This window comes from Pseudomonas linyingensis (assembly GCF_900109175.1).
Classification (GTDB): Bacteria; Pseudomonadota; Gammaproteobacteria; order Pseudomonadales; family Pseudomonadaceae; genus Geopseudomonas; species Geopseudomonas linyingensis.
Map to the genome: position 1 here is coordinate 102461 of NZ_FNZE01000015.1, position 13369 is coordinate 115829.

11 protein-coding genes are annotated in these 13369 nt (G+C 66.5%); 4 read left to right on the forward strand and 7 right to left on the reverse strand.

Features of this window, described 5'->3' with window-relative positions; genetic code table 11:
* Complete coding sequence (locus tag BMZ19_RS17265; RefSeq protein ID WP_090312821.1) at positions 1-867, reverse strand: DUF6685 family protein; 867 nt, start codon at positions 865-867, stop codon at positions 1-3.
* Positions 868-1100: 233 nt separating this feature from the next.
* On the opposite strand from BMZ19_RS17265, the gene BMZ19_RS17270 reads away from it, so the two are divergent.
* Positions 1101-2126: a quinone-dependent dihydroorotate dehydrogenase gene (locus tag BMZ19_RS17270; protein WP_090312822.1), complete on the forward strand. Its 1026-nt coding sequence runs from the start codon at positions 1101-1103 to the stop codon at positions 2124-2126.
* A 105-nt stretch (positions 2127-2231) separates the two neighbouring features.
* Here BMZ19_RS17270 and rmf read toward each other — a convergent pair whose 3' ends face one another.
* Positions 2232-2447 (reverse strand): ribosome modulation factor, encoded by a 216-nt coding sequence (gene rmf, locus BMZ19_RS17275; RefSeq protein WP_090312823.1) that lies wholly within the window; start codon positions 2445-2447, stop codon positions 2232-2234.
* Positions 2448-2861: 414 nt separating this feature from the next.
* On the opposite strand from rmf, the gene rlmKL reads away from it, so the two are divergent.
* Positions 2862-5081: a bifunctional 23S rRNA (guanine(2069)-N(7))-methyltransferase RlmK/23S rRNA (guanine(2445)-N(2))-methyltransferase RlmL gene (rlmKL, locus tag BMZ19_RS17280; protein ID WP_090312824.1), complete on the forward strand. Its 2220-nt coding sequence runs from the start codon at positions 2862-2864 to the stop codon at positions 5079-5081.
* A gap of 121 nt (positions 5082-5202) precedes the next feature.
* Here rlmKL and dacB read toward each other — a convergent pair whose 3' ends face one another.
* The gene (gene dacB / locus BMZ19_RS17285; protein ID WP_425287180.1) at positions 5203-6705 is read right to left on the reverse strand and encodes a D-alanyl-D-alanine carboxypeptidase/D-alanyl-D-alanine endopeptidase; all 1503 of its coding nucleotides are present in this window, start codon (positions 6703-6705) and stop codon (positions 5203-5205) included.
* Between the two features lie 156 nt (positions 6706-6861).
* Between dacB and BMZ19_RS17290 the strand changes: the two genes are divergently transcribed.
* Positions 6862-7200 (forward strand): YggL 50S ribosome-binding family protein, encoded by a 339-nt coding sequence (locus BMZ19_RS17290; protein ID WP_090312825.1) that lies wholly within the window; start codon positions 6862-6864, stop codon positions 7198-7200.
* Positions 7201-7266: 66 nt separating this feature from the next.
* Here the strand turns inward: BMZ19_RS17290 and BMZ19_RS17295 are convergent, their stop codons facing one another.
* Both BMZ19_RS17295 and BMZ19_RS17300 read right to left on the reverse strand, forming a co-directional pair.
* Positions 7267-8598 (reverse strand): deoxyguanosinetriphosphate triphosphohydrolase, encoded by a 1332-nt coding sequence (locus BMZ19_RS17295; RefSeq protein ID WP_090312826.1) that lies wholly within the window; start codon positions 8596-8598, stop codon positions 7267-7269.
* 72 nt (positions 8599-8670) lie between these two features.
* Positions 8671-9174, reverse strand: coding sequence for an EAL-associated domain-containing protein (locus tag BMZ19_RS17300; RefSeq protein ID WP_425287181.1), 504 nt, complete (start codon positions 9172-9174; stop codon positions 8671-8673).
* A gap of 81 nt (positions 9175-9255) precedes the next feature.
* On the opposite strand from BMZ19_RS17300, the gene BMZ19_RS17305 reads away from it, so the two are divergent.
* Positions 9256-10614, forward strand: coding sequence for an MFS transporter (locus tag BMZ19_RS17305; RefSeq protein WP_090312828.1), 1359 nt, complete (start codon positions 9256-9258; stop codon positions 10612-10614).
* Between the two features lie 14 nt (positions 10615-10628).
* Here BMZ19_RS17305 and BMZ19_RS17310 read toward each other — a convergent pair whose 3' ends face one another.
* Both BMZ19_RS17310 and BMZ19_RS17315 read right to left on the reverse strand, forming a co-directional pair.
* Entirely contained in the window at positions 10629-11696 is a 1068-nt protein-coding gene (locus tag BMZ19_RS17310; RefSeq protein WP_090312829.1) for an AraC family transcriptional regulator, read from the reverse strand.
* Between the two features lie 256 nt (positions 11697-11952).
* Positions 11953-13369, reverse strand: a 1417-nt coding sequence (locus BMZ19_RS17315; RefSeq protein WP_170847799.1) for an efflux RND transporter permease subunit, incomplete at its 5' end; no start/stop codon positions are given.

The window sequence follows — 13369 nt, forward strand, 5'->3', positions numbered from 1 at the left end:
TCAGCTCGGCAGCAGGGCGCGCAGCCAGGCACAGACGTCGGCGGCGCCGGCCTCGCGCAGACCCTCGCCGAGGGCATTGGCCTCGTTCTGGGTGCGCGGCAGGAGGAGAAATTCCGGGCCGCCGCTGTCGCGCAGCAGGGCCAGGCGCGAGTAGGGCATGCCGGTGAGCAGCAGGCGCATGAAGCGCGCATCGCTCCAGGCGGCGGCGGGCATGGCCAAGACGTGGTAGCCGGCCTCCAGTTGCTCGAGTCCGCTACGGTTGAGACGGTACTCGCTGAGTACTGCCGGCATCTGCAGGGTTAGGCCGCGACGGCGAGCGTAGGCGATCGCGCAGGCAAAGGCCTGCGGGGCCTGCTCGCCGCTCCAGAAATAGCGCTCCCCGCGCCAGTTGGCCTGGCGCAGGTGCAGGGTTTCGCCGCTGGCGTGATGCGGCAGCGCCTGCGCCAGGGTACGGCTGAAGTCCTTGTAGCTGATCAGGCGGATGTTGCGGCAGGCCGGTGAGGCCGCGTAGTCCTCGAAGCGGGTAAAGCGTGCGCCCGGCTCCGCCACGCCGCCGAGTCCGTCGACCCAGCGCAGGTCGAACTCGCTGATCGGGCGGGCGTTCACGCTGATCAGGGCGCGCAGCGCGGCGTGCGCGGCGGCCTTGTCTTCCTGTACCGGTCCGGACAGCGCACTCCGTGGCAGATCGGCCAGGCGCTGCAGCGGTGGGCCATCCTGCCACCAGATGCTGTCCGGTACTTCCGGCAGCGGACCGAAAGGCAGACGCAGACGCGCAGCCTGCTCGCGCAACTGCTGGCTGCCGCGACGCGCCAGGCCGAAGAGGCCGAGCATGCCTGCAAAACGGTCGATCAGAGAAAAGGAGGGCATATCCACGCCTGAATGCTTCCTGCATACAGATAAGTTATAGGCGCTGTGGCGTATGACGCCGTCCGGTAGCGGCCTAACAGGCGTCAAGATTAACCGACTTCGCCTCGCGAAAAAATGCTGGCGCGTGGCTGGCACTGGAAACGGCGGCTTTCGGATGGGCGGTAGCGACTTCGCCCGGCAGCAACGGCTGGGCTATAATCTGCGCCCCGATGACCTGCTGATGACCCCTGCCCATGTATGCTCTGGCTCGCGAGCTGCTGTTCAAACTGAATCCGGAAACCTCCCACGAACTGGCTGTCGACCTGATCGGTGCCGGTGGCCGCCTCGGCCTCAATCGGCTGGTCTGCCAGACGCCGCGCCTGCCGGTGACGGTGATGGGCCTGGAATTCCCCAATCCGGTCGGGTTGGCGGCCGGTCTGGACAAGAACGGCGACGCCATCGACGGCTTCGCCCAGCTGGGCTTCGGCTTCATCGAGATCGGCACCGTGACCCCGCGGCCGCAGCCGGGCAACCCCAAGCCACGCCTGTTTCGTCTGCCGCAGGCCGAAGCGATCATCAACCGCATGGGCTTCAACAACCAGGGCGTCGATCATCTGCTGGAGCGGGTCAAGGCGGCCAAGTACCGCGGTGTGCTCGGCATCAATATCGGCAAGAACTTCGATACCCCGGTCGAGCGTGCGGTGGACGACTATCTGCTCTGCCTGGACAAGGTCTACGCCCATGCCAGCTACGTAACGGTCAACGTCAGCTCGCCGAACACTCCCGGTCTGCGCAGCCTGCAGTTCGGCGACTCGCTCAAGCAGCTGCTCGAGGCCCTGCGCGTGCGTCAGGAAGAGCTGACCGTGCGCCATGGTCGCCGTGTGCCGCTGGCGATCAAGATCGCTCCGGACATGAGCGACGAGGAGACCGTGCTGGTCGCCCGCGCCCTGCTGGATACCGGTATGGATGCGGTGATCGCCACCAACACCACCCTTGGCCGCGAAGGCGTCGAAGGGCTGGCGCATGCCGACGAGGCCGGCGGTCTGTCCGGGGCGCCGGTGCGCGACAAGAGCACCCACACCGTACGGATACTGGCCGGCGAACTGGCGGGAAAGCTGCCGATCATCGCGGTCGGCGGCATCACCGAGGGCGTGCATGCGACGGAGAAGATGGCCGCCGGCGCCAGCCTGGTGCAGATCTATTCCGGTTTCATCTACAAGGGGCCGGCGCTGATCCGCGCCGCGGTGGATGCCATCGCGGCCGCCGGCAACAAGCGGTAAGCGACGCTACACAAAAGAACAGGGCTCCCGAAGGAGCCCTGGCGAGGATGGATGGAAAAAGCCGGTATCTAAATGGCTGACTCTAGGCTCTAGGTAAGGTAGCTGTCAGCCGACAGCGTGGATTTCGTTGAGACGATGAACGCCGGCAGCGCCGGTCATGCCCTCCCAGTTGTCGACACGGCCTTCGCGCCAGCCGCTGAGCCAAGCCTGGCGAGCGGTGGGAAGGGTGAAGGGGCACATGTCACGGGATTTCCCGCTGACGCCATACTGATAACCGCGCAAAAAGGCTCTTTCCAACGGATCACGCTTAAGTCTTCTCATCGGGTATTGCCCTCGTTCGTTGACTGTACTGTCCCGTTGGCCTCTTGGAGGCCAGGCAGATTGTCTGCCACTTGCGTGCTGCCCGCTGCCGGCGTGGCGAGCAAATTCCGCAGCTCTTGCGGCTGCGGACTGGGTTCAGTTCTAACCAATGCCCACGATCCTGTGAATGATCGTTTTGTCATAAGGGCTTAATCAAAATGGTTTCTCGACTATAAGTCGCTACGATCATCGCCCGGCACGCCCGGCGGCTCGTGTTGTGGCAGACTTTGTACCGATACCGAACAACTTGAGGGGAGCGGCCGCGGTTGGCGGTCATCCTCCGACGAAGGGTTGCCTGTAACCCGGCGTTACAATCAATTACCCATTACGGGCTCCGCCCTCTGGCCATCACGGGCTCTGCCCCTGGAATACTGCATGTCCGATCTGTACCCACTCGTTCTCACCAGTCCCAAGGGCCTGGAAACCCTGCTGCTCGAGGAGGCCAACGCACTGGGGCTGCTCGACGGACGCTCGCAGGTGGCCGCCGTGCAGGGGCAGGGCAGCCTGGAAACCGCCTATCGCCTGTGTCTGTGGTCGCGTCTGGCCAACCGCGTGTTGCTGGTCCTCGGCCGCTTCCCGGTCGACAACGCCGAGGCACTGTACGAGGCCGTGCGTTCGGTCGACTGGAGCGAGCACCTGCTGCCCACCGGCAGCCTGGCGGTGGAGTTCTCCGGCCGTGGCGCCGGCATCGACAACACCCACTTCGGTGCCCTCAAGGTCAAGGACGGCATCGTCGACAGCCTGCGCACCGCGTCCGGTGAGCGCCCGTCGGTGGACAAGTACGAGCCCGACCTGCGCGTGCATGCGCGCCTGGAGCGCGGCGAGCTGGTGCTGTCGCTGGACCTGTCCGGCTTCAGCCTGCACCAGCGCGGCTACCGCCTGCAGCAGGGCGCCGCGCCGCTCAAGGAAAACCTCGCCGCGGCGATCCTCATCCGTGCCGGCTGGCCGCGCATCGCCGCCGAGGGCGGCGCGCTGAGCGACCCGATGTGCGGCGTCGGTACCTTCCTGGTCGAGGCCGGGATGATCGCCGCCGACATCGCTCCCAACCTCAAGCGCGAGAAGTGGGGCTTCTCCAACTGGCTCGGCCACGTGCCGGCCATCTGGAAGAAGCTGCACGAGGAAGCCGAGGCGCGCGCCGCCGCCGGCCTGGCCCGCGAGCCGTTGTGGATCCGTGGCTACGAGGCCGATCCGCGCCTGATCCAGCCGGGACGCAACAACGTCGAGCGCGCCGGTCTGTCCGAGTGGGTGAAGATCTACCAGGGCGAGCTGGCCACCTTCGAGCCGCGTCCGGACCAGAACCAGAAGGGCCTGGTGGTGTGCAACCCGCCCTACGGCGAGCGTCTCGGCGACGAAGCCAGCCTGCTGTACCTCTACCAGAACCTCGGCGAGCGCCTGCGCCAGGCGTGCCTGAACTGGGAGGCGGCGGTATTCACCGGCGCCCCGGAACTGGGCAAGCGCATGGGCATCCGCAGCCACAAGCAGTACGCCTTCTGGAACGGCGCGCTGCCGTGCAAGCTGCTGTTGTTCAAGGTGCTGCCCGAGCAGTTCGTCACCGGGCGCAACGAGTCGGCCGCGCAGCCGGCGCCGAGTCAGGCGCGGATGATCGGCGGCCAGTTGGTCGAGCGTCCGCCGGCGGTGCGCAGCGAGCCAGCGCGGCTGTCCGAGGGCGGGCAGATGTTCGCCAACCGCCTGCAGAAGAACCTCAAGACCCTGGGCAAGTGGGCGCGCAAGGAAGGCGTCGAGTGCTACCGCCTGTACGATGCCGACATGCCCGAATACGCCCTGGCGGTGGATCTGTACGCCGACTGGGTGCACGTCCAGGAGTACGCGCCGCCGCGCTCGATCGACCCGGACAAGGCCCAGGCACGCCTGCTCGATGCCCTGGCGGCGATTCCCCAGGCGCTGGACATGGACCCTGCGCGGGTGGTGATCAAGCGCCGCGAGCGCCAGGCCGGCAAGAAGCAGTACGAACGCCAGGATCAGCAGGGCCGCTTCATGGAGGTCAGCGAGGGCGGGGTGAAGCTCTTGGTCAACCTGACCGACTACCTGGATACCGGCCTGTTTCTCGACCACCGGCCGCTGCGCCTGCGCATCCAGCGCGAGGCGGCTGGCAAGCGCTTCCTCAACCTGTACTGCTACACGGCGACGGCCACCGTGCATGCGGCCAAGGGCGGCGCGCGCAGCACCACCAGCGTCGACCTGTCGAAGACCTACCTGGACTGGGCGCGGCGCAACCTGGCGCTCAACGGCTTCTCCGACAAGCACAAGCTCGAGCAGGGCGACGTGATGGAGTGGCTGGAGGCCGATCGCGGCGAATACGAGCTGATCTTCATCGATCCGCCGACCTTCTCCAACTCCAAGCGCATGGAAGGCGTGTTCGACGTGCAGCGTGACCATGTGCACCTGCTCGACCTGGCCATGGCGCGCCTGGCCAGGGGCGGGGTGCTGTACTTCTCCAACAACTTCCGCAAGTTCCAGCTCGATCCTCTGCTGGAGCAGCGCTATGCGGTGGAGGAGATCAGTGCACAGACCCTGGACCCGGACTTCGCCCGCAATCCGAAGATCCACCGTGCCTGGCGGCTGACCGCTCGATAGAGCCCGTCGCCGCTGGGGGGATCACGCCTCTGTACGGCTGATTCCCCCGGCGATCTTCGCGGTCATGCCAACAAAAAACCGCCTGTCCGGTGTCCCGGGCAGGCGGTTTTTCGTTGTCGGCTCAGCGGCCCAGGCTGGCGAGGGTGCCTGGCTGGCGGTACAGCTCCTGCAACACCTGGTCGAGGATCGCCGAGGCGCCCCATGGCCGAGGGTGGTTGAGGATGGCGACCACCGCCCAGGTGTGCCCCTGGGCGTCGCGGCTGAAGCCGGCGAGGGCGCGCACGTTGTTCAGCGTGCCGGTCTTCAGGTGTGCGTTGCCGGCCAGCGGGGTGTTGCGCATGCGCTTGCGCAGGGTGCCGTCCATCGCCGCCAGCGGCATCGAGGCGATGAACTCGGCGGCGTAGGGGCTCTTCCAGGCCGCATGCAGCATGGCGGCCATCTCCCGCGCGGTGATGCGTTCGCGGCGCGACAGGCCGGAGCCGTTCTCCATCATCAGGTTCGGGGCGCGGATGCCCTTGCGGGTCAGCCACTGGTCGATGGCGCGGTGGGCGGCGCTGGCGTCGTTGCCATCGCCGGGCAGGCGGTGGCGTGCGCCGATCGACAGGAACAGCTGGCGAGCCATGGTGTTGTTGCTGTACTTGTTGATGTCGCGGATCACCTCGACCACGTCCGGTGAAAAGGCCTGGGCGAGCAGACGGGCATTGCCCGGGGTGGCGCCGAGGCGGTCCTGGCCGGCGATGGAGCCGCCTAGCTCGCTCCACAGCGCGCGCACCGTGCCTCCGGTAAAGGCCGGGTGGTCGAGCAGTGACAGGTAGCGCTGGCCGTTGCAGCCTTCCGGAATCTGCCCGGTGGCCACCACGTTGAGGCTGCCGTCCGGCTGCGGCTGGAAGTTGTAGATGACCTGCGGCCAGCTCGGGCAGGCGGCGGGGGCGGTCACCTTCACCCGGTTGTCGATGCGGATGTAGGGGATCGGCGGCTCGACCTGCACCGCGGCGCCGCGGGCCTCGCCGCGGACGATCAGGCGCAGGGTCTTGAGGTTGACCATCAGGGCATCCGGCTCGACCAGGTAGGGCTTGCTCGAGTCGCCGCCGTCGTCGTCGAAGGGAGTCTGGCCGTCGGTGCGGAAATGGCTGCGTTCCAGTACCAGGTCACCCTGCACCTCCTGCACGCCGGCGTTGCGCAGGTCGCGCAGCAGCAGCCACAGGCGTTCCATGGTCAGCTTGGGATCGCCGCCACCCTTGAGGTAGAGGTTGCCCTGCAGCACGCCGTTGCGCAGCGGGCCGTCGGTGTAGAAGGAGGTCTTCCACTGGTGGGTCGGACCGAGCAGCTCCAGGGCCGCATAGGTGGTGACCAGCTTCATGGTCGAGGCCGGGTTCACCGCCACGTCGGCATTCAGGTAGCTGGGAGTGCCCGGGCCGTCGAGCGGAATCAGCGCCAGCGACAGCGCATCGCTGGTCAGCTTGTGGGCCTTGAGCGCCTGCTCGATCCGCGGCGGCAGGTTGCTGGCGTGGGCGGGCAGCGGCAGAGCGACAGGCAGGAGCAGGCCGGCCAGGCCGAGCATGCGCAGCGGACGGCCGATGTTCTGGACCTTGGCGAGCAAGGACAGGGAAACGCGAAACAGCATGGGAAGGCTCACATTCGTGAACGGATAGACGAATTTCATTATAAGCCGCAAAGGCTTTGTTCCGGGGCTTTTCAAGCCGGACGGCGCGGCTGTCATGGGCCTGCCGTGCAGAAGCTGGTAGAGTGCCGCATCCCCATCTGTTCTAAGGATTCCCCCATGGCTACCAACCGTTCCCGTCGTCTGCGCAAGAAGCTGTGTGTCGACGAATTCCAGGAACTCGGCTTCGAGCTGCTGCTCAACTACCGTGAAGACCTCGACGAGGTGGCTGCCGACGCCTTCCTGCAGCAGTTCCTCCAGGAAGCGATCAGCGCCAACGACATGATCTTCATCGGCTGCGACGAGTTCGGCATGGTTTGCCTGGGCAAGCGTGGCTCGGTGACCGAAGAGCAGCGTGGCAAGGTCGACGCCTGGCTCAAGGGCCGCAGCGAGCTGGAAAGCTACACCCTCGGTGCCCTGGCTGACGCTTGGTACCCGGAGAAGTCGATCAACGCCTGATCGCCGCTTCCGTGCAAAAGCCCCGCGCCACTTCGGTGTCGCGGGGCTTTTGCGTTTCCAGGGGGCTTATGCCGGGCTGGAGCGGCCGGTCATCTCGCGGGCCATCTCGGTGGCGTAGCTGTCGGTCATCCCGGCGATGAAGTCGATCATCCGCATGTAGGCCTTGTACAGCGGCCAGTGCGGATCGGGGGCGTTGTTGCCGAGCAGATCGAGAATGCGCCGGTTCTTGAACGACGGCGTGCGTCCGCCATGCTGCTCCAGCGCGGCGCCGCAGAAGGCGTTGAGGAGGATCTCCAGGGTGGTGTAGGCGCCGATCTCGTGCAGGGTCTTGCGCTTGTCCTGGAAGATCTTCTCGCGCGCCAGACTCTTGGCGCGCAGCACGCACTGCTTGGCCGGGCCGTGCATGTGCTCGACCAGGTCGCCCTCCAGGGTGCCGGCGAGCAGGGCGTCGTGCTGGGCGACGAAGGCGCGCGCCGCCGCATTGGTCAGGTGCTCGATGGCCTTGCCGCGCAGGATCGCCAGCTTGCGCCGGCGCGAGTCCTGCGGACCGAGCTGGCGGTAGGTCTCCGGCAGGTCGTCGCCGACCAGGTCGAGTAGCAGCGCCTCGACCTCCGGGTAGTCGAGCAGGTCCATCTCCAGGCCGTCCTCGAGGTCGATCAGGCCGTAGCAGATGTCGTCGGCCGCCTCCATCAGGTAGACCAGCGGGTGACGCGCCCAGCGCTCGGGTTCGAGCTGCGGCAGTTGCAGCTTGCGGGCAATCTGCTCGAGCAGCGGCAGCTCGCTCTGGTAGCAGCCGAACTTGTGCTTCTTGTAGCCCTGGGCGTCGGCATGCCGGGCGGTCCAGGGGTACTTCAGGTAGCTGCCGAGGGTGGCGTAGGTCAGCCGGGTGCCGCCGTCGAACTGGTGGTATTCGAGCTGGGTCAGCACGCGAAAGCCCTGGGCGTTGCCTTCGAAGCCGAGGAAGTCGGCGCGTTCGGCCTCGCTCAGCGCATCCAGCCAGCCGCGCTCGTCGGCCTGCTGGAACCAGTGGCGGATGGCGTCCTCGCCGGAGTGGCCGAATGGCGGATTGCCGATGTCATGGGCCAGGCAGGCGGACTGTACGATCACGCCCAGATCGCTGGGATCGCACCAGCGCGGCAGGGCGTCGCGGAGGATCTCGCCGACGCGCATGCCCAGCGAGCGGCCGACGCAGGCGACCTCCAGGCTGTGGGTCAGGCGGGTATGGATGTGGTCGTTGCTGGACACCGGATGCACCTGGGTCTTGCGCCCCAGGCGGCGGAAGGCGCCGGAGAAGATGATGCGGTCGTGGTCCTTGTGGAAGGCGCTGCGGCCGAGTTCTTCCGAACTCTGCGCGGGTTTGCCGAACCGTTCGCGGGTAAGCAGGGTGTGCCAGTCCAAGGGAGATCCTCAGCAATCGCGGAGACTCCAGCTTGCTGTCTGGCGCGCCGGCCTGCAAGCCCTGCCGCGAGTTCAGGAGCCGGTGAGGCCGAACTGCAGCGGGCACCAGGCGGCTGGCTGCGGGCAGGTGCTCAGGGCGGCGGCGTCGATGTCGACCAGCAGCAGGCGGCGGCCGTTGTCGATGCACTGGCCGGCGGTCAGGCAGTACTGGTTGCTGGTGACGTCGCGGTAGGTGGGTGACAGGGTCAGTCGCCACTCGTCGAGACCCTCGGCCAGCAACTGGTGGAAGTACGGGCGCCACGACCAGTTGTGGCGCAGGTAGCTGGGATCCTCGCGCCAGCCCTCGCCGCGCCACTCGCAGTTGGGGGTGATCCGCGCTCCGCTGCGGCCGCAGAGGGGAACCTCAAAACGTACAGTCATCAATTGATCGGTGTTTGTCGTCTTTTGCAAAGCGCAGCGGTGGATTTTGAGCCTAGAGTCGAGTCGGCCCCCTGGTATTGCGTGCTCGGAGCCAGGGGACCCGGTTTCCAGGATGAACCCAGACAATCCCTGAACAGTGTCAACGGGGATAAGCACCCAGCCTCCGCGTCTGCATTTCAGAAGGGCGGAAGGGGACTGGCTTGCTAGGGTGACAACAGCTGCAATAAGGAGAAAAACATGGCTGTATCCCAGTACATGAACGACGATGAAGAAACTTCGCTGGGCATTCCACGCCGTTATGCCTGGATCGTCTTCGCCCTGACCTTCGGCCTGCTGATCTCCGACTACATGTCGCGCCAGGTGCTCAACGCCGTGTTCCCGTTGCTCAAGGGCGAATGGGCGCTTACCGACAGCCAGCTCGGCCTGCTCAGCGGCATAGTCGCGTTGATGGTCGGTCTGCTGACCTTCCCGCTGTCGCTGCTCGCCGATCGTTTCGGGCGGATCAAGAGCCTGGCGCTGATGGCCATGCTGTGGAGTCTGGCCACCCTCGGCTGCGCGCTGGCGGAGAGCTACGAGCAGATGCTCATCGCCCGCTTCCTGGTCGGTGTCGGCGAGGCGGCCTACGGCAGCGTCGGCATCGCCGTGGTGGTGGCGGTATTCCCGCGTGAGATGCGTGCCACCCTTGCCGGTGCCTTCATGGCGGGGGGCATGTTCGGCTCGGTGCTGGGCATGGCCCTGGGGGGCGTGCTGGCCCAGCACTTCGGCTGGCGCTGGGCATTCGCCGGCATGGCGTTCTTTGGTCTCGCCCTGGCCGTGCTCTACCCGGTCATCGTCAAAGAGGCGCGTATTGCACCCAGGCGTCTGGCCGATGCCGCCAGCCAGGCAGCGCTGAAGGCCCAGCGCCCGCTGCGCACCCTGTATTCCAGCCGCTCCGTGATCGGTGCCTATGTCGGCAGCGGCCTGCAGCTGTTCGTCGGCGGCACCGTGATCGTGTGGATGCCCAGCTACCTGAACCGCTACTACGAGATGGGCACCGACAAGGCCGGTGCGGTTGCCGCCATCATCGTGCTGTGCAGCGGGGTAGGGATCATTCTCTGTGGCATGCTCTGCGACCGTCTGGGACACGCCCGCCCGGACCGCAAGATCAGCCTGGCCATCGGCTACTGCCTGGGCAGCTGCCTGCTGCTGTCACTGGCCTTCGCCCTGCCGCCAGGCACCGCCCAGCTGGTGCTGATCTGCCTGGGCATGATGATTGCCGCCGGCACCAATGGCCCGTCGAGCGCGATGGTGGCCAACCTGACCCATTACTCGGTGCACGGCACCGCATTCGCCACCCTGACCCTGGCCAACAACCTGCTCGGCCTGGCCACCGGGCCGCTGATCACCGGCAAGGTGTCGGACCTGATCGGCCTGGACAATGCCTTCCAGTTGGTGCCGTTGGTCAGCATCGCCGCGGCGGCGGTGTTCATCTACACCAAACGCCACTACCACAGCGACATGGCTCTCCTGCGAGGCAAGATGCTCGACGCGGCAGCGGATGAGCCACAGGCCTCTGCGCGCGGTGGGCTGGGCGTGTGCGCCCACTCCCGCAGCTGAGGACGGTCCGGCATTCAGGCGGGAAGGCGGTAGGTGGCGTGGTCGGGGCCGGAGCAGGTATCTGCTCCGGCCTTTTTGCAGGCTGTCCTACTCGTATCGCGCCAGGCGGCCGGCGACATGCCGAATTGGCTGTTGAACCAGCGGGTGAAGGAGCCGGGAACGCTGTAGCCGAGCATGTCCGCGATCTGCCCGAGCGGATAGCCGGGCGTCTCGAGGTAGCGGATCACCAGATCCCGACGCACAGAGTTGAGTAGCTCGTGGAAGGTGGTGTCAGCGGCCTTCAGGTGGCGTTGCAGGGTGCGGACGTGCATGCCCAGGGTCTGCGCCACCTGATCGATGCTGGCCCTGCCCATGGGCAGCAGCAGGTAGATGGCCTTGCGTGCCTCGTAGAGCATCGATGGCCTGTTGCTGCCCGCCAGGGAGTCCAGGTAGCGCCTGGCAAGACGCGCCATCGTCGGGTCGGCATGCGGGTTGATGACATTCAGGTCGCTGCCAGAGCAGACGATGCCGTTGAACTCGCTGGCAAACTCCAGTTGGCAGCCGAACAGGCGGCGATGCAGCTGCAGATCGCTGGGTTCCTGATGGGAGAAGTGGACGCTGTGTGGGCGCCAGCGCGCGCCCAGCAGGGCGGCGCACAGGCGAAACAGCGCTCCGATGGCCAGCTCGTTCGACTGGCGACAGGGCCGGGGCGGTTCACAGACCACCTCCAGACGGATGATCACCATCCGTGCCGTCTCCTCAAGCAGGATGGCCACGGTATCGTTGAATAGATGCCGATAGTGCCGCATGGCCTGCAGGGCATCGCGCAGGGTGGGCTGGTGGCCGAGCAGCAGGCTGATCGCGCCGAGGTGCGCCAGTTGCCGTGACTCGGCCAGGCACAGGCCGAAGCTCGGATTGCCGCCGGCGGCTGCCGACTCCTCGAGCAGTTGAACGGCGGCATCGACCGGGATGAGGTTCTCGGGATCCTCCAGTGAGGGACGGCTGAGGCCAACCTGGGACAGCAGACGGTCGGCATCCAGCCCATGGCGCAGGGCGACCTCCAGATAGTTGGTCAGGACAGCAGCGCGAACCAGCTTCGGCATACTCGGATCCTCTTGGTGGTGCTGGCTCCCCGCCGGCGACCATGAAGCGGGCGGAGCACGCAGCCGGGAGCGGGATGGCCTCGTGGGGTGCTCTACCTGATGGCCTGGATGGGTGGTTCGGTCAGCAATTTCGACACCCATGGCCCCGATACGGTGTTGCCCCTCCGCGCCATAGCCTTGCCATGACTAGTCGCGGCGCCTTGTCTCGGAACCATGGTCATCCGAACCTGAGTCAACCAACTGACCGCACAGGACACTAGGCAGCAGGCCGCTGCTTTTCCGCGGTGCCGTCCGGACGTGCGCCGCCGGAGAGGTCGCTCGAGGCTTTCGGCACGGCGCCGCTGCGCTTGTCCGGCAGCAGGAAGTAGGACAAGGCCGGGATCAGAATCAGCGCGCCGAGCATGTTCCACACGAACATGAAGGTCAGCAGCAGGCCCATGTCGGCCTGGAACTTGATCGGCGACCAGGCCCAGGTGATCACCCCCGCCGCCAGGGTGATGCCCACCAGGCCGACCACCCGGCCGGTGAAGGCCACCGCGTTCTCGTAGGCGTCCGACAGCGACATGCCCTGGCGCTGGTAGTGCAGCTGCACGCTGAGCAGGTACAGCGCGTAGTCGATGCCGATGCCCACGCCGAGGGCGATCACCGGCAGGGTCGCCACCTTGACGCCGATGCCCATCGCCACCATCAGCGCCTCGCAGAGCACCGAGGTGAGTACCAGCGGCAGGATGGCCACCAGCGCCGCCCGCCAGCTGCGGAAGGCGATCAGGCAGAACAGGATCACCGCCGCGTAGACGTAGATCAGCATGGTGCGGTTGGCCTCGCGCACCACGATGTTGGTCGCCGCCTCGATGCCGGCGCTGCCAGCAGCGAGGAGGAACTGACGCTCCGCGGTGCTGTTTTCCCGGGCGAAGCGGTCGGCGATGGCCACCACTTCATCGAGAGTCTCGGCCTTGTGGTCCTTGAGGTAGGCGATCACCGGCATCACCGAGCAGTCGCTGTTGAACAGCTCGGGGGCGTTCACCGAGGCCTGCTGGGCGGCGTAGTTGAGCATGTCCTGGTTGCGCTGGATGCTGAGCAGCTTCGGGTTGCCCTCGAAGGTACCGGCGGTGATCTGGCGCACCGCGTTGACCAGCGAGACGGTGGTCTGCACCCCCGGGTGCTGCTGCAGCTCCCAGGCCAGGCGGTCGGCGAGGACCAGGGTCTGGTAGTTCAGGCAGCCCTCCGGCGCGGTCTTGATCATCACCGCGAACAGGTCGCTGGACAGCGCGTAGTGGCTGGTGATGTAGGCGTTGTCGCGGTTGTAGCGCGAGTCCTCGCGCAGCTCGGGGGCGCCGCTGTCGAGGTCGCCGACCTTGAGCTGCAGGCTGACCACGAAGCCGCCGATGCCCATCAGCAGCGCTACCAGCACCGCGCCGGTCGCCCACTTGCGGGTGGTGAAACGGTCGAGCAGGTCCCACAGCTTGCCGAAGCCGCGATGCTGGGCCGCGCGATTGTCGATGTTCAGGGCCCGGGCGGCGGCCTTGGTGCTGACCCCGACGTAGGACAGCGCCACCGGCATCAACAGCAGAGTGGCGAAGATCAGCACGGCCACGCCGATGCTGGCTGTGATGGCCAGGTCCTGGATCACCGGGATGTCGATCAGCATCAACACGGCGAAGCCCACCGCGTCG

Coding starts and splice junctions, on each gene's coding strand:
- rlmKL (WP_090312824.1), top strand. CDS start 2,862: ATGTCCGATCTGTACCCACTCGTTCTCACCAGTCCCAAGGGCCTGGAA.
- BMZ19_RS17270 (WP_090312822.1), top strand. CDS start 1,101: ATGTATGCTCTGGCTCGCGAGCTGCTGTTCAAACTGAATCCGGAAACC.
- BMZ19_RS17310 (WP_090312829.1), bottom strand. CDS start 11,696: ATGCCGAAGCTGGTTCGCGCTGCTGTCCTGACCAACTATCTGGAGGTC.
- rmf (WP_090312823.1), bottom strand. CDS start 2,447: ATGAGAAGACTTAAGCGTGATCCGTTGGAAAGAGCCTTTTTGCGCGGT.
- dacB (WP_425287180.1), bottom strand. CDS start 6,705: ATGCTGTTTCGCGTTTCCCTGTCCTTGCTCGCCAAGGTCCAGAACATC.
- BMZ19_RS17305 (WP_090312828.1), top strand. CDS start 9,256: ATGGCTGTATCCCAGTACATGAACGACGATGAAGAAACTTCGCTGGGC.
- BMZ19_RS17265 (WP_090312821.1), bottom strand. CDS start 867: ATGCCCTCCTTTTCTCTGATCGACCGTTTTGCAGGCATGCTCGGCCTC.
- BMZ19_RS17290 (WP_090312825.1), top strand. CDS start 6,862: ATGGCTACCAACCGTTCCCGTCGTCTGCGCAAGAAGCTGTGTGTCGAC.